Source organism: Streptomyces sp. NPDC001508, from assembly GCF_040298665.1.
Taxonomy (GTDB): domain Bacteria; phylum Actinomycetota; class Actinomycetes; order Streptomycetales; family Streptomycetaceae; genus Streptomyces.
Genome location: NZ_JBEPAP010000006.1, coordinates 54,593 through 72,877, shown reverse-complemented (window position 1 = coordinate 72,877; position 18,285 = coordinate 54,593). Strand labels below are relative to the sequence as shown.

The following is an 18,285-nucleotide window of genomic DNA, read 5'->3' as shown; positions in this document are numbered from 1 at the left end:
GCGCCGCGCCGCTCGTCGACGGAGAGGCTCACGACGGCTGCGCCGGCACTGAGGCGACCGGCCGATGAGCATCAGCTTCGGCCCCGGCCGCCCGTGGGGCGGCGTCTCTCAGCACGAGTACCGGCGCATGGCTCAGGACCCTCGGTACGACAACTACCTCCGGGTCTACTTCGCCGCCCTGGGGTGGGCAGACAGAGACGGGCACGCGAGCTTCGGCCCCGGGAAGCTGGCCGCCCTGCTGGGCGAAAGCGGCAAGGCACTGTCCAAGCAGAGCGCGAACGCTGCGGTCAAGCGCGCCAAGGATCTCGACCTCATCTCGCCCCGGTCTGGTGTGCCGTGCCTCGTCCTGCCTGGCCACCTGTTCCAGAAGAGAAGCGGTGCCCCCGCGCCGTGCCGTATCCACACGGACCGGTGAGTACATCCCCCGGTTGTACCCAGTAAACGCGTGACGCTTACCGACACGGGCTCTGACCTGGGGAAACGTTCGCGTCTTCTCTATCTTGTTGGCCCCCTTCGGGGGAGCAGCGGCGAAGGAAGGAAGGGGGAGCAAGGTCCTGCCCAAGACGTAAGGCAGGAAGCGACTGTGCGGCCTTCGGCCGCCACGACGTAAGGAGACAAGTCACTCTTGAGCAAGACCGAGACAAGCCTGGCACTTCGCCGCTGCGCTCACTGCGATGAGCCACTGACGGGCAAGCGCCCGCAAGCCCGGTACTGCGGCGAACTGTGCAGGGACCGGGCCCGTCGACAGAGGGACCGTGAGGCGGGGCGTTACTCGTATGTCCCCAAGGGCTACCCGAAGACGCGGCCGAGCAGGCAGCGCTACAAGCCGGGGCACCGCTTCATCGAACTCGTACTCGTCGAGCGGCTCGGCAAGGTCAACGGTTCTGAGCGCGTCCTGTGCCGGTGCGACTGCGGCACCGTGCAGGAGTACAGCCTGAGCAACCTGGCCAACGGAGTAACAGTGCGCTGCTCGGATCGGACCGAGCACGCCGACCCTCGGTACAAGGGGGACGACATCACGTATGACGGCGCACACAGCCGCACCAAGGGACGGCGGGGCAGTGCCAGCCTGTACCTGTGCTGGAAGTGCGGAGCGCAAGCGCAGGACTGGGCGTACTCCCACACGGACCCGAACGAGAAGCGCATGAGCCACGGCAGGGATGCGGGCAGGCCGTACACCACGGACCCGTCTCGGAACCTGCCGCTGTGCCGCGCCTGTCACAAGCTGTTCGACTCGACCACCGCGCCACGCATGGTGGCCAGTGGCGTGGCGACGACCTCGCCCGCGCTCGCGCTGGCATGGGCATACTGCGCGGACCGGCCCGGCATGAAGGACGACGCCGCGTAGGCCGTCGAGGCACGCCCTCCCCTGCTCCCCTTCCGGGGAGGGTGCACCCCTCGTTCTCGCGCACCCGTCCGGGTGCCGGCCGAGGCGACTCGTCGGCCTGACCTGCGCTTTTCCCGGGGCTCGCGCCTTCACTGCCACATGAACGGCCCTGAAACCGTGGCGGTGAGGGAGCCGCCAAGGTCTACCGGTCGTGCATCAAGCCGCCTCCCTTGCAGGTAAGAGGGCGGCGGCCCACTCCAGAGCGGTTGCGATGTGCTCGGGCTGGATGCCGACGTGCGGGTCAGGCTCGATCAGCAGGGTCGGGTTCCCGAACGCGGTTCGGTCTGCCGCCCACTGGTGGTCGAGGTGGGTGAAGTCGTCGTCGATCCACACGGCCGGGGCGGTTGCGAGCCAGTCCGCGACGTGGTTGCGCTTCCACAGGTAGCCGTCGGGGTGGCTGGTCGTGATCGGCAGGTTGGGCAGTTCGATGTGATCGAAGTCCGGCACGCCCATGAGCGGGGCGATGACGCGGCGGGCATCGTTGCGCCAGCTCGTGCACCACACGGGCCGGATCAGCCCGGTGCCGCTGGCGTCGGTGATGAGCTTGCCGTGATCGGGGTTGAGCCAGACATCGAACGGCTTGGCCACGTCGTCAGTGGTGACCGTGTGGCGAGGGTGGGTAGCTGGGGTGGCGCCGCCCGGTCCGGGGAACGGGATGAAGACGCCGTCGATGTCCAACAGCAGATACGGGGTGTGGTGCATCGGTGCCTCCCGGGTTCGGTCGGGTGTCAGGGCTTCCGTGCGGTGATCAGCAAGGTGGTCGGCCAGCGAGCGTCAGCCGGGGCGAAGAGGTTGTGCACTCCGGTGATCAGCAGTCCGGCGCGGTTGACCGCCCGCACCCAAGCGGCCGGGTCGATCTCCCACCGGTCAACCGTCGTGGCGGTTCCGTCCGGCAGCGTCATGCGGTCACGGGTGCGGGGACTGACCGGGATGGTGCCGGTTCGCTGGGGATGCGGTACCGAGAAGGCGAGCACGCCCTTGCGTCCGAGGCGGCGGGAGCAAGCGCCAAGCAACCTGGATGGTTCGGCCAAGCCCATCGCTCCGAAGACCGAGACGACGGCATCCAGGCGTTCGCTCTCCCGGGTGAGGTACCCCAGCGCTCGGGAGTGGACGAACTCAGTTCCGTGGTGTCCGTAGTGGGCGCAGGCCCGTTGAACCTGCCCCTTCGATCGGTCCACTCCGGTGACCTTCGCGCCGAGGCTGGTCAGATGGGCGGCGTTGTGGCCGGGGCCGCACCCCAGTTCCACCACGCGTCGCCCTGCCAGGTCCTCGCCGAGGATCTCCGCGCCGGGGCCGATGCCGGGGCGCTGCGTCCACTCCATCCGAGCGGACGGTTCGAGGGGGCGCAGCGGCCCGTCTGCCAGGCGCTGGGCAGCGTGAGCGTCCCAAGCGTCCACGTCACGCCTCCAGCAGCCTGACTGCGGCGAGCAGGTGCTTGCGGACGACCTTGATGTAGACCGGGTCATCCTCGGGGTTGTTGATCCAGCGAAGCGCCTGCTCCATGAACCACTCACTCGCCCACACCCGATGCCAGCCCAGCGCCCACCGTTCGGCAGGCAAGCCGCCGCGCTCGGCAAGCGCGTCCTTGTTACCGCCAGCGTTCACGTACGCCTCGATGAAGGCGCGCAGCCTCGCCGGGTCAGGGTCTCCTGTGGTGCCGTGCCAGGACGCGAGGTCGAGCAGGCCGGGGCCGGTGAACGCACGGGCGAAGTCGAGCAAGCGCCAGCCGTCCTCGCCGATGTGGAGGCTGGTCGGGTGGAACTCGGAGTGCACCCAGCCGTACGGGGCCAGCCCAGCGCCGGTCGCCCGCTTCTCCGCCGACGCTGCGAGGGAGCCGAGCGCAAACGACAGCTCGGCGGTGTCCTCGTTCCAGCGGCCGGCATCACGCAGGCGGCGCAGATGACCGAGTGCGAGTTCGGGCAGAGCGGCAAGCGCGTCCTCGTCCATCTCCCGTAGCGCCGGGGCGGCGGGTGCCTGGTGCAGGGCGACAGCGGCCACGATGCCGTCAGGGTCCTGTGCTTCGCGGATCTCTTCGCCCAGGTCCTCGATGACCATGCCGAGGGTTCCGTCTCGGACGGTGGAGCCGATGACCTCCGGCACGGGGATGCCGGACAGGCGGGCGGCCCGAAGGATCTCGTCCTCCGTGGCGAACGGTTCGACGGCGTACTTGTAGATCGCGGTGTGCATGTGCGGGGGGAAGCGCAAGCGCTCGACACCCGACATGTCCCACACCCGCATCTCTTCACGGGTGGGGAACGGCTGGCCGGTGCGGGCGCAGATGTCGGCGAGGATGGCGGCGGTGAGCTTGCTGTCCACGGGGGCGGTTCCGTTCGTTCGTGGGTGGGTCAGTGGGCCAGGCCCGGGGCGACAGCGCGCTTGCCACCCCGGACCGGAGATCAACGTTGGGATCAGGCGGCGGTCACCCGGTAGGACCCGACCTGCTCGATCCACTCGGCCTTCATCTCGGCGAGTTCCTTGCCGAACGTGGCCATCGACGCGCCGTAGGGGGCGACGACGCCGCCGGTCTGGTCGGGCTTGGACTGGCAGCCGTGAACCAGCCGACCGCCGAGCGCGGCATGGGCCTTGATGCCCTCGATGCGGCGGTGCTCGTTGAACCAGCCGCCGTGGTAGACCTCGTCCAGCATCTGGCCGCCCTCGTCGGAGAGGTCGAAGACCACGCCGGTCGCGGAGGGAAAGAACCAGCACGGGCCCACGTTGGAGATGTGGCCGTCGAGTTCGACCTTGTTCAGGGCCATGAAGGTGGCCGCCTCGCGGAGCATCTTCAGGTGATCGGCCGTGACGTCCGGCAGGCCGAGCGTGGCGAGGTGCTCCTCGCGGAACAGGTACGTGTACACCTGGTAGGCGATGGCCAGGACCTCGCCCGCGTCGCTGGTCGAGCGGCCGTGAGCCTTCACGAACTCCAGCGCCATCTGTTCGACGGTGGCGGTCTCGGTCTCGTCCACGTTCAGCAGGCCGTCCGTCACGGTCTGCCAGTCGATGACGAGCCAGGTGTTGGCCTCGAACCGGAAGAAGTACTCGGCCGGGTCGAGGGTGATCTTCTTGCCGTCCACGGTGATACCGGGCAGGCGGTTCCAGCGCGGGTCGAACGCGTCGGGCAGTTCGACCGTGATCGTCGCGGTGTCGACAGTGGTCACCTGAGTCTCCGTTCCGGGTGGGGCGCAGCTTCGCTACGCCTGTCGGCTTGGTTGGCCACGCGCGGCGGAAGGTCCTGCTCATCGCCCCGCGTGGCACGACTCTGAGTCAACAGGTGTGCGCTGGCCGTGAACATGGAAGGAGCCTGGCGGTACCTTGAAACCCTTGAAACCTGGCCCAGGGGGGCGGCCTCGTGGCAGCACGCGTACGCACGCCGAACTACAAGCTCGCGGCCCTGTATGCCGAGACCCGCTGGAATCTCGGCGAGTTCGCACGTGCGGTCAACCGGGTCGGCACTGAGACCGGCCGTCGGTTGAAGTACGACGAGTCCGCCGTGTCTCACTGGTTATCTGGTACACGCCCCATGGCCAAGTACCGGCCCGTCGTACTGGAAGCCCTCACCCGCAAACTCGGCAGGCAGGTAACCGAGTTCGAGGTTGGCTTCGCCGATCAGCCCGACGTCAAGCCCGAGGCGACGGATACCGTTGCAGGACTGATCGATCTCGGGAGCATGGACATGGACCCATCTCGAAGGGGCGTACTCACAGCGGGCCTGTACTCAGTCGCACTGACCATCCCTGGCTGGCCCGACGTACTCTCACGCTTCGAACAGATCAAGACCAACCCGCACGCCAGGATCGGCATGGCCGACGTCGAATCCGTGGTGGCCATGACCGAGCGCATCAGTGAACTGGATGACCAGTTCGGCGGGCGCACCGCCCGGCCCATGGCCGCCGCTTTCATGGTGAACAACATCGCGCCGTACCTACAGGCCACAGCCTCCGACCCCGTACGCAAGGCCATGCTCTCGGCCGCTGCCGATCACCTCTACCTGACCGGGTACATGGCCGTTGACGAGCGTTTGGACATGCTCGGCCAGAGCTACTACATGAAGGCCCTGGAGCTTGCCGGCGCAGCCGGAGACCACCTCACCTACTGCACCACCCTGCGCGGCATGAGCGTCCAAGCTGTCGAACTCGGCCACGGCGCAGCGGCCTTGCGGTACGCAGACGCAGCGTCGGCCGCCTCCCCCGAAGCAGGACCGAGGATGCGCGCGTTCCTCGCCGGACAGCAGGCACACGCCGCCGCACAGACCGGCGACCGGCGCGGAGCGTGGGCGATGCTCCGAGAGGCCGAGGTAGCCATGGAGAAGGCAGAGGCAAAGGCCAAGGCCCACGGCTCTTACGATCCCGCATCCCTGAGCTACCACGTCTCCCAGGTCAGCTACGAGCTGGGAGACCGCGAGGGAGCCATCCGTGCCCTTGAACAGTCCGAGAAAGTCAGGCCCACCGTGTACCGGCGGGCCAAGGTCCGACACCGCTCGATGCTGGCCGAGTGGAAGCTAGAAGCTGGTCGGCTGGAAGAAGCAGTCCAGACCTGGCACCTGGCTCTCGACGACTACCCCCACGTCCAGTCCGGCCGCGCCGACGACCGCTTCCGCGCCATGCTCTCCGCCCTCCGCCCGCACGCGCGAAACCCGCACGTGCGCGAGCTGACCGAGCGCGCGCGCCCCCTGGCCACGACTCGCCGGATCTGATCACCGGTTGGACCCCGTGGGTACAGCCGGAGGCCACGGGCACACAAGGCCCTACACGGGCCTCCGAGGAACGATCCCTAACCCGGGTCAGGCCAAGCCCTACGAACGCCGCAGAGGCGCGAGAGGCGCCCGGCTGGAACTGTCCGGACGCCTCTCGTCAGCTACACCCACTCGACCGCCGAGACGATGCCCGGATCTTGCCGAGGAGCAGGGAGCGGCGTGCGCCGCACAGGGCGGGAAGCCTGCTCCCTCTGCCTTGTCCCGAGGCCCCGAAGGATCTCGGTACGCTCCGCCTCGCTCATGCCAGCGAGCGTCTCAGCCATCCTCTGGACGGCATCGCCGCTGGTCACGGCTACTTCTTGACCTCAAGCGGGAGCAGCTTCTTGCCCGTCGGTCCTACTTGTGGCCATGTGTCGAACTGCGGGCACACCCCGCAGTCGAAGCAAGGGGTCCAGCGGCAGTCTTCGACCTCTGTTTCGTCGAGGGCGTCCTGCCAGTCCTCCCAGAGCCAGTCCTTGTCGAGGCCCGAGTCGAGGTGGTCCCAGGGGAGGACCTCCTCGTAGCCGCGCTCGCGGGTGGTGTACCAGTCGACGTCGACGCCGAACGGGGCCAGGGCCTTGTCGGCGCAGGCCATCCAGCGGTCGTAGGAGAAGTGCTCGCGCCAGCCGTCGAAGCGGCCGCCGTCCTCGTAGACCGCGCGGATCACCGCGCCGATGCGGCGGTCGCCGCGGGAGAGCAGGCCCTCGACGATGCCGGGCTTGCCGTCGTGGTAGCGGAAGCCGATCGAGCGGCCGTACTTCTTGTCGCCGCGGATCTTGTCCCGCAGTTTCTCCAGGCGGGCGTCCGTCTCCTCGGCCGACAGCTGCGGGGCCCACTGGAAGGGCGTGTGCGGCTTGGGGACGAAACCGCCGATCGAGACGGTGCAGCGGATGTCGTTGGAGCCGGAGACCTCGCGGCCCTTCTGGATGACACGGGTCGCCATGTCGGCGATCTGGAGGACGTCCTCGTCGGTCTCGGTCGGCAGGCCGCACATGAAGTACAGCTTCACCTGGCGCCAGCCGTTGCCGTAGGCCGTCGCCACCGTACGGATCAGGTCGTTCTCCGAGACCATCTTGTTGATGACCTTGCGGATGCGTTCCGAGCCGCCCTCCGGGGCGAAGGTCAGGCCGGAGCGGCGGCCGTTGCGGGTCAGTTCGTTTGCCAGATCGATGTTGAAGGCGTCCACGCGGGTGGAGGGCAGGGACAGACCGATCTTGTCGTCCTCGTAGCGGTCGGCCAGGCCCTTGGCGATGTCGCCGATCTCCGAGTGGTCGGCCGACGACAGCGACAGCAGGCCGACCTCCTCGAAGCCCGTCGCCGTCAGGCCCTTGTCGACCATCTCGCCGATGCCGGTGATGGAGCGCTCGCGCACCGGGCGGGTGATCATGCCTGCCTGGCAGAAGCGGCAGCCGCGCGTGCAGCCGCGGAAGATCTCCACCGACATGCGTTCGTGGACCGTCTCCGCGAGCGGCACCAGCGGCTGCTTGGGGTAGGGCCACTCGTCGAGGTCCATCACCGTGTGCTTGGAGACGCGCCATGGGACGCCCGACTTGTTGGGGACCACTCGGGCGATACGGCCGTCGGGGAGGTATTCGACGTCGTAGAACGCCGGGACGTACACCCCGCCCGTCTTGGCGAGCCGGAACAGGACCTCCTCGCGGCCGCCGGGGCGGCCCTCGGCCTTCCACTCGCGGATGATCCGGGTCAGGTCGAGCACGGCCTGTTCGCCGTCGCCGATCACGGCCGCGTCGATGAAGTCGGCGATCGGCTCCGGGTTGAAGGCCGCGTGGCCGCCGGCCAGCACGATCGGGTCGTCGGTCGTGCGCTCGCGCGACTCCAGCGGGATCCCGGCCAGTTCCAGGGCCGTCAGCATGTTCGTGTAGCCCAGCTCCGTGGAGAAGGACAGGCCGAACACGTCGAAGGCGCGGACCGGGCGGTGGCTGTCCACCGTGAACTGCGGTACGCCGTGCTCACGCATCAGCGCCTCCAGGTCCGGCCAGACGCTGTAGGTGCGCTCGGCGAGGACGCCGTCCTGCTCGTTGAGGACCTCGTAGAGGATCATGACGCCCTGGTTGGGCAGGCCGACCTCGTACGCGTCCGGGTACATGAGCGCCCAGCGGACGTCGCAGGAGTCCCACGGCTTGACCGTGGAGTTGAGCTCTCCGCCGACGTACTGGATCGGCTTCTGCACATGCGGGAGCAGAGCTTCGAGCTGTGGGAAGACGGATTCCGCGGCCTCGGCGGCTTCGGCAGGCATCTCGCGAACCTTCGTGAGCTGGGCTGGGGGCGCCCCCGGCCGAAGGCTGGGGGAGGGTGACCACCAAGCGTAACCCGCTCGGGGGCCTCCCCCGCACGCTCAGCCGGGCGCCCGGGACGCGGCCTCGCGCCAGGCCGCGGGCAGCTCGGCCTCGACCGCCGCCGCCCGCTGCTCCTCGTGCCCGTACAGCACCCCGTAGGTGAACGTGTTCTCCCCGGCCGCGTGGGCGACGGCGGACAGCTCGCGCAGCGCCTGGCGGGCCATGACGCTGTCCTGGTGGTCGCCGAGCAGGGTCTGCAGGGACTTCATGGCCTCGGCGAGGCCGGCGGCCGGGTCGCCGAGCGCCGGGGTGGCGGCCTCCGCGGCGTACCGGGTCCGTTTGGACTTCTTGCGGGCCTCGTGGACCGCCACGTCGCGTTCGCGGCTGGGCGGGAGGTCGATCGCCTGCTCGATCAGCGCCGAGACCTTGGCGAACTCCTTGCGCAGGGCCTTGGTGATCACCTTTTTCGGTTTTCCGGCCGCGGCCGGGAGCAGTGGGGGCTCGGTGACCAGGGCGTCGAGGGTGTCGAGCAGGGTCAGATAGCGCCGGGAGTCCAGGACGCCGGCGAGCCGGCGGCGCGATCCGCCGCGGCGGGCCTTCGCCCAGGTGCGCAGCCGGGCGCGGACGGGTCCTGAGACGAGGGTGCGGGGCAGCTCGCCGAGGGCGGCGGTGACGCGTTCGGTGAGCACTTCGCGGTCGCGGTCCACGCCCAGTTCGGCGGCGAGCCACTTCAGCTCGTCGCCGACGGGGTCGGTGGCGGTGCGGTCGAGGATCTTGCCGTAGCAGCGCAGGGCGCTGCGCATCCGGCGGGTGGCGACGCGCATGCGGTGCACGGAGTCGTACTCGTCGCGCCGTACGGCCGGGTCGAGTTCGATGATCGCGTCGCGTTGGGCGCGGACGTAGGCGAGGACGTGGTCGCCGGCGGTGACGGGTTCGGCGGGTGTCCTGGGTCGTTCGGGGCGGCCCGTGCCGTCCGGCGGGGCGGTGTCGGCGAGGGCGCGGGCCAGCTTGGACGGGGACGCGGACGGCCGTACGCCCGCCTTGCGCAGCCGTTTGTCCACCTTGTCGAGGAAGCCGGGGGCGGTTCCTTCGGCGAGTTCCACCTCGATCTCGGTCCACCGGGCGGTGCCGCCGTGGCCGGTGAGCCGTTCGGCGGTGACGGTGTCCACGCTGACCTCGGCGAGCAGGGTGCCGTCGGCGTCGACGAGGTGGCGCAGGTCGCGGGCGGAGCGCAGCCGGACGACGGGGATCAGTGCGGCGTCACGGGTCCGGGAGCGGGTGAGGGCGGCGAGGGTGTTGGGGACGCGGTCGGAGAGCGGCGCCCGGATCTCGTCGCGGACGCCGGGGGCGACCGGGAGCTTGAGGTGCCAGCCGGCGTCGCTGCCGCCGGTGCGGCGGCGCAGGGTGACGGCGTGCGCGGCCAGGCGCTCGTCGGCGGTGTCGTAGTAGGTGGCGTCGAGCTGCACGACGCCCCGGTCCAGGACGTCCGCCACCCCCGCGACGCCGGTCAGGTCGGGCAGTCCGCTCTCGTCGGCTTCGTACTTGCGCTCGATCTCACGCTTCGCATCCGCCATGGACCGAATCTAATGGCAGCCGGGCCGGGACGGCAGGGTCAGGCCCGGGTGAAGAGCGGGAAGGCTCCCGCCGTCACCCGGGTGAACCCGGCCGGCCGGGCTCAGGCGGACATCGGGCGCTGCACCCGGATCGACTGCAACAGCCCCACCGCCACCCACACCGCGAACATCGATGTGCCGCCGTAGGAGACGAACGGCAGGGGCAGTCCGGTCACCGGCATGATGCCGAGGGTCATGCCGATGTTCTCGAAGGCCTGGAAGGCGAACCAGGCGACGATCCCGGCGGCGACGATGGTGCCGTACAGCTCGGTCGTCTCGCGGGCGATCCGGCAGGCCCGCCACAGGACCACGCCGAGCAGCAGGATGATCAGGCCCGCGCCGACGAATCCCAGTTCCTCGCCGGCGACCGTGAAGACGAAGTCCGTCTGCTGTTCCGGTACGAACTGGCCGGTGGTCTGTGAGCCGTGGAACAGGCCGGCGCCCATCAGCCCGCCCGAACCGATCGCGATCCGGGCCTGGTTGGTGTTGTAGCCGACGCCGGACGGGTCGAGGCTCGGGTTGGCGAAGGCGGCGAACCGGTTGATCTGGTAGTCGTCCAGGATGTGCAGCTGCCACACGGCGATCGCGCCGAAGGCGCCCGCCGCGATCAGGCCGAAGATCCAGCGGTTGGACGCGCCGGAGGCGAGCAGCACGCCCAGGACGATGATGACCATGACCATGACCGAGCCGAGGTCGGGCATGAGCAGCACGATGAGGATCGGTACGGCGGCCAGCCCCAGGGCCTGTAGGACCGTGCGGTGGTCGGGGTACTTCTTGTCGCCCGCGTCGACCCGGGCCCCGAGCAGCATGGCCATGCCCAGGATGATGGTGATCTTCACAAACTCGGACGGCTGGAGCGAGAAGCCGCCGCCGAACACGATCCACGAGTGGGCGCCGTTGACCGTGGAGCCGAGCGGGGTGAGCACCAGCAGCACGCCGAGGAGCGAGAGGCCGTACAGGATCGGTACGGCGTTGCGCAGGGCGCGGTGGCCGAGCCAGACGGTGCCGATCATCAGGCCGAGCCCGATGCCGGTGTTCATGAGGTGGCGGAGGAGGAAGTAGTACGGGTCGCCCTGGTTGATCTCGGTGCGGTTGCGGGTCGCGGAGTAGACCAGCAGGGAGCCCAGCAGGGACAGGGCGAGGGCGGCGAGCAGTATCGGCCAGTCGAGACGGCGGGCCAGTGAGTCGCGGGCGAAGAGGCGGGTCCAGCCGGCCCGCTCGGGCCCGTACCCGGAGACGGAGAAACTGTTCGCGCCGGTCATGTGAGCATCCTCCGGCTGCCCCGGCGGCGTGGCCGCCGTCTGCGGGTGTTGCTGTTGCCCGTGCCGGGCGAGGTGGTCGCCGCGGGCGGTGTGCCGTCCGCGGACGCCGAAGGCGACGGGGAGGTCAGCACGTCCTTGACCGGGTCGTCGGAGATCTTCGGGGAGCTGATCGTGCCGTCCGTGCGGACCTTCGGCAGGCCCTTCTGCGGGGTGGGCAGCAGCGCCTTCTTGTTGTCGGTGGAGCCGTCCGCCTGGACGCCGTACAGCGCGTTGTAGATGTTGCGCACGGCCTCACCGGAGGCCCCGGAGCCCGTACCGGCCTGGGCGATGGTCATGATGACCGTGTAGTCCTTGGAGTACGTGGCGAGCCAGGACGTGGTCTGTTTGCCGTAGACCTCGGCGGTGCCGGTCTTGGCGTGCAGCGGGATCTTGTCCTGCGGCCAGCCGCCGAACTTCCAGGCGGCGGTGCCGCGGGTGACCACGCCCGCGAGGGCGTCGTCCATGCCTTTGATCGTGGCCTGGTTGATCGGCAGCTTGCCCTGCGCCTTGGGCTTGATCTCCTGGACGGTCTTGCCGTCGGCGCTGATGACCGCCTTGCCCAGGGTCGGCGCGTACATGGTGCCGCCGTTGGCGAGGGCACCGTAGATCACGGCCTCCTGGATCGGGGTGACAAGGGTGTCGCCCTGCCCGATGGAGTAGTTGATCTCGTCACCGGCGCGCATCTGGTTGCCTTCGAGGCAGTTCTCGTAGGCGATCTTCTCGACGTAGGAGCCGTCCTTCTTGCCGCTCTTGCACCAGGCGTCCTTGTTGGCCTCCCAGTACGCCTGCTTCCACTGGCGGTCGGGGACACGGCCGGTGACCTCGTTGGGCAGGTCGATGCCGGTCTCCTTGCCGAGGCCGAACTGGTGGGCGGCCTTGAAGAAGTAGTCCTTGGTCTGGCCCTTCTTCGGGTTGATGCCGCCGTCCTTCTTCCACTCGTTGTGGGCGAGGCCGTAGAAGACGGTGTCGCAGGAGACCTCAAGGGCCCGGCCGAGCGAGATGGGTCCGAAGTTCTCGCCCTCGAAGTTCTTGAAGACCTGGTTGCCGACCGAGTACGAACTGGTGCAGGGGTAGCCGCCGTTCCAGACGTAGCCGGCCTCGACCGCGGCGGCCGTGGAGACCACCTTGAACGTCGAACCGGGCGCGGACTGACCCTGTATGGCCCTGTTGAGCAGCGGGTAGTCGGAATTCTTCCCGGTGAGGGCCTGGTAGTCCTTGGCGGAGATGCCGCCGACCCATACGTTCGGGTCGTACGTCGGCGCGGAGGCCATGGCGACGACCCGGCCGGTCTTGGCCTCCATGACGACGACGGCACCGGAGTCCGCCTTGTAGTTCGTCCCGGTGATCTTGTCGAACTGCTGGCGGGCCGTCTTCATCGCCTTGTCCAACTCGAACTCGGCGACGCGCTGCACCCGGGAGTCGATGCTGGTGACCAGGTTGGCACCGGGTTCGGCGGCGTCGGACTCGGCCTGGCCGATGACACGGCCGAGGTTGTCGACCTCGTAGCGGGTGACACCGGCCTTGCCGCGCAACTCCTTGTCGTACTGGCGCTCAAGACCGCTGCGGCCGACCATGTCGGAGCGCAGATACGGCGAGTCGCTGTCCTTGGCCTGCTGGATCTCGTCGTCGGTGACCGGCGAGAGATAGCCGAGCACCTGGGCGGTGTTGGCCTTGCCGGGTCCCGGGTAGCGGCGCACGGCCTCCGGCTCGGCGGTGATGCCGGGGAAGTCCTCGGAGCGCTCGCGGATCTGCAGGGCCTGCTGGGGGGTGGCCTCGTCGGTGATCGGGATCGGCTGGTACGGCGAGCCGTTCCAGCACGGCTGCGGGGTCTTGGCGTCGCACAGCCGGACCTTCTGCATGACCTCCTCGGGGGACATGCCGAGGACGTCGGCCAGTTTGGTGAGGACCGCCTTGCCGTCGTCCTTCTGCTTGAGCAGTTCGGTACGGGAGGCGGAGACGACCAGCCGGGTCTCGTTGTCGGCGAGCGGCACGCCGCGCGCGTCCAGGATCGCGCCGCGCACGGCGGGCGCCACGACCTGCTGGACGTGGTTGCCGGACGCCTCCTTCTGATAGGCGGCGCCCTCGCGGATCTGCAGGTACCACAGCCGGCCACCGAGGGTGCCGAGCAGGGAGAGGACGAGGATCTGGATGACGACGAGCCGGATCTGAACCCGTGGGGTCCGCCCGGTCTCGGGGATGTTAGTCATGGGCGGAGCCCATTCCGCTGAGGGTGGTGGGAGACGGGTCGGCGTTGGTCACTGTGGTTGCCGCCCCCTCTCAGTGTGTGCCTGTGTCATATCCGATGAAGCTGTGTACGCCCGTCGTGAACTGCCGTGGTCTCACAGCCTCTTGACTCCCTTGATACGGCCGACGCGGGTGCTGCGGATGCGGGCCTTGGCCTTCAGACCGCCGAGGCCGCCGCGCTGGCCGCCGATGCGCAGCCCCGTGCCGGAGGAGAGCCAGCCGGAGGAGATGTCCGTGCCCTTGGCCGCCGACCCGCTCTCGGCGAGCGGGTCGTTCTCGGCGCGGCGGGCCAGGGCCATGATCCCGGGCACCACGAACGGCGCCAGCAGCAGGTCGTACAGGGCGGCGGTGAACAGCAGTCCGCCGAGGCCGACATGGCGGGCGGCGGTGTCGCCGACGAGGGCGCCGACGCCCGCGTACAGCAGGGTCGAGCCGATCGCGGCGGCGACCACCACAAGCATGGAACCGGTGGCCGACTTGAGCCGGCCGTAGTCGGGTTTGGCGAGCCCGGCGAGGTAGCCGATGACGCACAGCACCAGGGCGTAGCGGCCGGCGGCGTGGTCGGCGGGCGGCGCGACGTCGGCGAGCAGGCCCGCGCCGAAGCCGACGAGGGCGCCGCCGACATGGCCGTACACCAGGGCAAGGCCGAGGACGGTGAGCAGCAGCAGATCGGGGACGGCGCCCGGCAGATGCAGGCGGGCGAGGACGCTCACCTGAAGCACCAGGGCGATGACGACCAGGGCGATGGAGAGCAGGATCCGGTTGACGCGCATGGGGGATTCAGCTCCTACTGCTGCTGATCGGTCGTGTCGGTCTGCGGCTGATCGGTGCCGCCGTTCCGCGGCTCATCGGTGCTGCCGTCCTGCGGCCGGCCGGTGCTGTCGTTCTGTCGCTGGTCGCTGCCGTAGTTCTGCTGCTGGTCGGTGGTGCCGCCCGCGTTCGCGGACGGGGTCACCGTGACGGTCACCGTCGGGGTCGGGGTCGGCTTGGGCTTGGCCGGGAGCACCTCGTCACGCGGGTTCTTCTTCGGGGCCTGGACGACGACGCCGACGATGTCGAGCTTGGTGAAGCCGACGTACGGCGTGACGGACAGGGTCCGGGTCAGACCACCGCCGGAGGGGTCGACACGGGAGACGACGCCCACGGGCACGCCGGGCACGAAGGGCCGGTCGGCCTGCGAGCCGAAGGTGACGAGCCGGTCCCCCTTCTTCACCTCCGCCTTGCCGTTGAGGAGTTCGACACGCAGCGGGCGGTCGCCCTGCCCGGAGGCGAAGCCGAGTTCGTCGCTGCCCTCCAGACGGGTGCCGACGGTGAAGTCGGGATCGCTGGCGAGCAGCACCGTGGCGGTGCCGGGTCCGACGGTGGTGACCCGCCCCACGAGTCCGTCGCCGTTGAGGACGGTCATGTCGCGCTTGATGCCGTCGCCCGCGCCGACGTCGATGGTGATGGTCCAGGAGAAGCCCTGGGCCGCTCCTATGGCGATGACCTGGGCGCCCTTGATGCCGTACTGGCCCTCACCCGCGATCTTCAGCATCCTGTCGAGCTGATTGAGGCGGCTGCGGTTGCGGTCGTCGCTGCCGAGCTTCGCCTTGAGGGCCGCGTTCTCCTTCTCCAGCCGGGCGAGCCGGTCATGGCGTTCGCCGGAGTCGCGGACGGCGGAGACCGCGTCGCCGACGGGATCGACCGCCGAGGACACCCCGTTCTCGATCGGACCGAAGACCGCGGCCGCGGCCTGCCGGGCACCGTCGACCGGGGAGTTCTGGCCGCCGCGGATGTCCACCGTGATCAGCGCGAACGCGATGGCGATCAGCAGCACCAGAAGCAGCCGGCTCTCTTTCGTGTCCCTCACGTGCGGCGGCCGTGCCCTTCCTCTAGGAATTCGGGTGGCCCTCTCGGAGCGCGCGCTGAGCGCACACCCTGCGGGACCGTTTGCGGGAGCTTATGCCTCTATATCAACGATCCGCCGTACGAGAGGGGACCGTCTCGTACGGCGGAATCGAAGAGTTGTGTCATCTGCGCGGCTGGGCGTCCAGCACCTGCTGGAGCGCCTCGAACTCCTCGACACACTTGCCGGAGCCCAACGCCACGCTGTCCAGCGGGTCCTCGGCGATATGGATCGGCATGCCGGTCTCCCGGCGCAGCCGCTCGTCGAGGCCGCGCAGCAGGGCGCCACCGCCGGTCAGGACGATGCCACGGTCCATGATGTCGCCGGACAGTTCCGGCGGACACTTGTCGAGGGTCGTCTTGACGGCGTCGACGATCGCGTTGACGGGCTCCTCGATCGCCCTGCGCACCTCGGCGGCGGAGACGACGACCGTCTTGGGCAGCCCGGACACGAGGTCCCGGCCGCGGATTTCGGTGTGCTCGTCGGAGTCGAGGTCGTACGCCGAACCGATCGTGATCTTGATCTGCTCGGCCGTCCGCTCACCGAGGAGGAGGGAGTACTCCTTCTTGATGTGCTGGATGATCGCGTTGTCCAGTTCGTCGCCCGCGACGCGGATGGACTGGGCGGTGACGATGCCGCCGAGCGAGATGACCGCGACCTCCGTGGTGCCGCCGCCGATGTCCACCACCATGTTGCCCGTGGCCTCATGGACCGGCAGCCCGGAACCGATGGCGGCGGCCATGGGCTCCTCGATGATGTGCACCTGGCGGGCGCCGGCCTGGGACGACGCCTCGATGACGGCGCGGCGCTCGACACCGGTGATACCGGAGGGCACGCAGACCACGACACGCGGCCGGGCGAGATACCGCCGCTTGTGGATCTTCAGGATGAAGTAGCGGAGCATCCGCTCGGTGATCTCGAAGTCGGCGATGACGCCGTCCTTCAGCGGGCGCACGGCCACGATGTTGCCCGGCGTCCGCCCGATCATCTTCTTCGCTTCGGCACCGACCGCGAGGATGCCACCGGTGTTGGTGTTGATCGCGACCACGGACGGCTCGTTGAGTACGATCCCGCGACCCCTGACGTACACCAGCGTGTTGGCGGTCCCGAGGTCGACAGCCATGTCACGGCCGATGAACGACATTGAGTTCCCCATCAGGATTCGTCTGGCCTTCCTGGGAGCTTTTGAGGGCTTTTCAGGTTGGCGAAGTGGGTGCGGTGACGTGAAGGCTTCCATGGTAGACGCGCCTGCACGAACACTGCGCGAGGGTCTTCGCCATTGTCATCATGCGCGGAGCCGCCTCGCTTGTGGAGACGGGCCGACGGGGGCCCTCGTTCCCCCGATCGCCACGCATATGCCGAGCGGCGGCCGATAAGGTACGCCGACCGCAGCTCAGCCGCCCGCTCCCGCTGACGCGTCCTCAGAAATATCCGCAGAACTTCCCCGAACGACGGACACCACCACCCCATCCGGCCGAAGCCCCCGGACACGTACGGGACGCTGCGCGGCACGACGCGACAAGCGTGACCCACCGTGTCCCGGGGACACACGCCGAGCGGCGTGCTCGAGGGCCTGCCGGCCCCGGGCCGACGCCCGAGCCCCAGCGCCCGCCCATCGCCCCGAACACCCGCAGGGGCACGGGCCCCAGACAAGGGCCACCCTCTGAAGGACGCGAAGGAACACGTTCCCGACCCGTGTGTCGGCCGCGTGGCTCCGCGGCCGCAGGTGCCGGGAGCGGTCCGCGTACCCGCTGGGCGTCGAGGGCGGGCGTGTTGCGGGGTCGGAGTCGGCCTCGCGCGGCCGTGTCGGTACGCACTCCCGCCTCGGTGCCCAGGCCCGTGTCTCCGGCCCCGAGCCGGATCCATCAGGCCGCGGTCGCAGACGATCTCGCGGCGGCTCGCGGCCGCGGTGCCGTGGACCGGGGCCGGACAGGGGTCAGGGGTCAGGGGTGGTTGGCCAGGGGCGGTTGGTCAGGGGTGGTTGGTCAGGGGTGGTTGGGGAAGAAGATTTTGATCTCGCGGTCGGCCGACGCCTCGGAGTCCGACGCGTGGATCAGGTTCTCGCGGACGATCACACCGTAGTCGCCGCGGATCGAACCGGGCGCCGCAGCGATCGGGTCGGTCGGGCCCGCCAGCGCACGCAGCCCCTCGATCACCCGCTCGCCCTCGACGATCAGCGCCACCACGGGACCGGACGCCATGAACTCGACCAACGGCTCGTAGAAGGGCTTGCCCTTGTGCTCGCCGTAGTGCTGCTCCAGCGTGTCCTGGTCCAGCGTGCGCAGCTCCAGCGCGGTGATCCGCCAGCCGGCCTTCCGTTCGATACGGCTGATGATCTCGCCGGTCAGGCCACGCCGGACGGCGTCGGGCTTGAGGAGGACGAGGGTGCGCTGAGTCACGGGAGGGCTCCTTCGTGCGGACATATGCGGTGGGACGAGGTTACAGGGCGTGTCCGGCCGCTCCTCACGCAGCGTCAGCTCCCGAGGCCCCGGGCCCCGCGCCCTGCGCCGCGAACCTCGCCTTCGCCTCGTCGATCTTCCGCCCGAAGTGCACGGACGCCCACCACAGCGCCGCGAACATCACGCCGAGGAAGAACATCGTCGGCACGACGAACCCGGAGGCGATCAGCGCGATCTGCAACGCCCAGCCGAGCGCCACGCCCCCACGCCGGGTCACCGCACCGCACAGCAGCACGCACAGGAGCATCGCGATCCCGCTGACCGTCCACACCGTCGACGTCGTCAGGTCCGGGTCCTTCATCGCGACGAGCCCGGCGAAGCCGATGATGAAGACCTCACCGATCAAGGTCGAGGAGCACAGCGTACGCAT

Annotated in this window: 16 protein-coding genes; 3 read left to right on the top strand and 13 right to left on the bottom strand. The window is 69.3% G+C overall.

Annotated elements, in window-relative coordinates:
* Positions 1-64 precede the first annotated feature (64 nt).
* Both ABT245_RS08355 and ABT245_RS08350 read left to right on the top strand, forming a co-directional pair.
* Positions 65-415: a hypothetical protein gene (locus tag ABT245_RS08355; protein WP_351730362.1), complete on the top strand. Its 351-nt coding sequence runs from the start codon at positions 65-67 to the stop codon at positions 413-415.
* A gap of 210 nt (positions 416-625) precedes the next feature.
* Positions 626-1,348, top strand: coding sequence for a hypothetical protein (locus ABT245_RS08350; protein WP_351730359.1), 723 nt, complete (start codon positions 626-628; stop codon positions 1,346-1,348).
* 195 nt (positions 1,349-1,543) lie between these two features.
* Here the strand turns inward: ABT245_RS08350 and ABT245_RS08345 are convergent, their stop codons facing one another.
* The 4 genes from ABT245_RS08345 to ABT245_RS08330 all read right to left on the bottom strand — a co-directional run bounded on the left by ABT245_RS08345 (position 1,544) and on the right by ABT245_RS08330 (position 4,542).
* Complete coding sequence (locus ABT245_RS08345) at positions 1,544-2,089, bottom strand: HAD domain-containing protein (protein WP_351730357.1); 546 nt, start codon at positions 2,087-2,089, stop codon at positions 1,544-1,546.
* 26 nt (positions 2,090-2,115) lie between these two features.
* Positions 2,116-2,709, bottom strand: coding sequence for a class I SAM-dependent methyltransferase (locus ABT245_RS08340; RefSeq protein ID WP_351730354.1), 594 nt, complete (start codon positions 2,707-2,709; stop codon positions 2,116-2,118).
* Between the two features lie 76 nt (positions 2,710-2,785).
* Complete coding sequence (locus ABT245_RS08335; protein ID WP_502982078.1) at positions 2,786-3,703, bottom strand: phosphotransferase family protein; 918 nt, start codon at positions 3,701-3,703, stop codon at positions 2,786-2,788.
* A 92-nt stretch (positions 3,704-3,795) separates the two neighbouring features.
* Positions 3,796-4,542: a hypothetical protein gene (locus tag ABT245_RS08330; protein WP_351730352.1), complete on the bottom strand. Its 747-nt coding sequence runs from the start codon at positions 4,540-4,542 to the stop codon at positions 3,796-3,798.
* A 191-nt stretch (positions 4,543-4,733) separates the two neighbouring features.
* On the opposite strand from ABT245_RS08330, the gene ABT245_RS08325 reads away from it, so the two are divergent.
* Positions 4,734-6,077, top strand: coding sequence for an NsdA family TPR-like regulatory protein (locus tag ABT245_RS08325; RefSeq protein WP_351730349.1), 1,344 nt, complete (start codon positions 4,734-4,736; stop codon positions 6,075-6,077).
* Positions 6,078-6,429: 352 nt separating this feature from the next.
* Here ABT245_RS08325 and ABT245_RS08320 read toward each other — a convergent pair whose 3' ends face one another.
* The 9 genes from ABT245_RS08320 to ABT245_RS08280 form a co-directional block, all read right to left on the bottom strand.
* Entirely contained in the window at positions 6,430-8,373 is a 1,944-nt protein-coding gene (locus ABT245_RS08320; protein WP_351730347.1) for a TIGR03960 family B12-binding radical SAM protein, read from the bottom strand.
* Positions 8,374-8,472: 99 nt separating this feature from the next.
* Complete coding sequence (locus tag ABT245_RS08315) at positions 8,473-9,987, bottom strand: CYTH and CHAD domain-containing protein (protein ID WP_351730345.1); 1,515 nt, start codon at positions 9,985-9,987, stop codon at positions 8,473-8,475.
* A 101-nt stretch (positions 9,988-10,088) separates the two neighbouring features.
* On the bottom strand, positions 10,089-11,288 hold the full coding sequence (rodA, locus tag ABT245_RS08310) for a rod shape-determining protein RodA (RefSeq protein ID WP_351730343.1): 1,200 nt from the start codon (positions 11,286-11,288) through the stop codon (positions 10,089-10,091).
* The gene (mrdA, locus tag ABT245_RS08305) at positions 11,285-13,534 is read right to left on the bottom strand and encodes a penicillin-binding protein 2 (protein WP_351730342.1); all 2,250 of its coding nucleotides are present in this window, start codon (positions 13,532-13,534) and stop codon (positions 11,285-11,287) included. The genes rodA and mrdA overlap by 4 nt, the downstream gene beginning before the upstream one ends.
* Positions 13,535-13,666: 132 nt before the next feature.
* Positions 13,667-14,344 carry a rod shape-determining protein MreD gene (mreD, locus tag ABT245_RS08300; protein WP_351730340.1) on the bottom strand — a complete coding sequence of 226 codons (678 nt, stop codon included), beginning with the start codon at positions 14,342-14,344 and terminating at the stop codon, positions 13,667-13,669.
* Positions 14,345-14,358: 14 nt separating this feature from the next.
* Positions 14,359-15,420, bottom strand: coding sequence for a rod shape-determining protein MreC (mreC, locus tag ABT245_RS08295; protein ID WP_351730338.1), 1,062 nt, complete (start codon positions 15,418-15,420; stop codon positions 14,359-14,361).
* Positions 15,421-15,580: 160 nt separating this feature from the next.
* Entirely contained in the window at positions 15,581-16,600 is a 1,020-nt protein-coding gene (locus ABT245_RS08290; protein WP_351730336.1) for a rod shape-determining protein, read from the bottom strand.
* A gap of 841 nt (positions 16,601-17,441) precedes the next feature.
* Positions 17,442-17,855: a nucleoside-diphosphate kinase gene (gene ndk, locus ABT245_RS08285; protein ID WP_351730333.1), complete on the bottom strand. Its 414-nt coding sequence runs from the start codon at positions 17,853-17,855 to the stop codon at positions 17,442-17,444.
* Between the two features lie 64 nt (positions 17,856-17,919).
* Positions 17,920-18,285: a DUF4233 domain-containing protein gene (locus ABT245_RS08280; RefSeq protein ID WP_351730331.1), complete on the bottom strand. Its 366-nt coding sequence runs from the start codon at positions 18,283-18,285 to the stop codon at positions 17,920-17,922.

What these genes read in the sequence shown, in the direction of transcription:
- ABT245_RS08355 (WP_351730362.1), top strand. Translation starts at nt 65, where the DNA reads ATGAGCATCAGCTTCGGCCCCGGCCGCCCGTGGGGCGGCGTCTCTCAG.
- ABT245_RS08345 (WP_351730357.1), bottom strand. Translation starts at nt 2,089, where the DNA reads ATGCACCACACCCCGTATCTGCTGTTGGACATCGACGGCGTCTTCATC.
- ABT245_RS08340 (WP_351730354.1), bottom strand. Translation starts at nt 2,709, where the DNA reads ATGGAGTGGACGCAGCGCCCCGGCATCGGCCCCGGCGCGGAGATCCTC.
- ABT245_RS08320 (WP_351730347.1), bottom strand. Translation starts at nt 8,373, where the DNA reads ATGCCTGCCGAAGCCGCCGAGGCCGCGGAATCCGTCTTCCCACAGCTC.
- ABT245_RS08315 (WP_351730345.1), bottom strand. Translation starts at nt 9,987, where the DNA reads ATGGCGGATGCGAAGCGTGAGATCGAGCGCAAGTACGAAGCCGACGAG.
- rodA (WP_351730343.1), bottom strand. Translation starts at nt 11,288, where the DNA reads ATGACCGGCGCGAACAGTTTCTCCGTCTCCGGGTACGGGCCCGAGCGG.
- mrdA (WP_351730342.1), bottom strand. Translation starts at nt 13,534, where the DNA reads ATGACTAACATCCCCGAGACCGGGCGGACCCCACGGGTTCAGATCCGG.
- mreD (WP_351730340.1), bottom strand. Translation starts at nt 14,344, where the DNA reads ATGCGCGTCAACCGGATCCTGCTCTCCATCGCCCTGGTCGTCATCGCC.
- ABT245_RS08290 (WP_351730336.1), bottom strand. Translation starts at nt 16,600, where the DNA reads ATGTCGTTCATCGGCCGTGACATGGCTGTCGACCTCGGGACCGCCAAC.
- ABT245_RS08280 (WP_351730331.1), bottom strand. Translation starts at nt 18,285, where the DNA reads ATGCGTACGCTGTGCTCCTCGACCTTGATCGGTGAGGTCTTCATCATC.